Source organism: Proteus sp. fly-1067 (assembly GCF_040139345.1).
GTDB lineage: Bacteria > Pseudomonadota > Gammaproteobacteria > Enterobacterales > Enterobacteriaceae > Proteus > Proteus vulgaris_B.
The window spans coordinates 1-524 of record NZ_JBEEUL010000271.1 but is presented as its reverse complement, the minus strand read 5'-3'; the positions used below and the strand labels follow the sequence as shown (position 1 = coordinate 524).

Here is a 524-nt window from a genome sequence, read left to right as displayed (position 1 = left end):
GTTAACAATGGATGCGACTAGGAATTGTTGAGTGTCATCGGACTCACTCCGAATAGCGGATTTGAAGCGGGAAATAAAACCGACTGCTTCTGATTTTGATAAACCGGCTGACTCTCTCAGCCAATCCTCAATATCTCTGATCGTTAATAACCCATCGATGCTCTTGAGTGATGAAACCTGTGCTTGGTCATTAGCGGGAAATGTACAAATACTAATTTCACGTAACAGGGAGATGTTTTTAAAAATACGGCCTGAAGGTGTTCGCTCAAAGTCATTACGCAGACAACCGAATCCGATAGAAAGCCCATCAACCGTGCCATGTTTCATTGCCGCTTTTAGATCTTGAGCCGCACTATGACCGGGTGTCAGTTGTCCTCTCACACGTAATCCTTTTTGATCTTCCTCCATGTACTCCCATTTCCCCACAGGAAGCTCCCAGACTCGATGGTTATAAAACATAGCGACTTTTTGTTTTTGCTTATCTAAAACATGCTTAAATGCACCGGGTAAAATAATGTCACCAT

At 43.1% G+C, this 524-nt stretch carries 1 protein-coding gene; it reads right to left on the bottom strand.

Features of this window, described 5'->3' with window-relative positions:
• Positions 1–524, bottom strand: a 524-nt coding sequence (locus ABN217_RS20365; protein ID WP_349460022.1) for an HK97 family phage prohead protease, incomplete at both ends; no start/stop codon positions are given.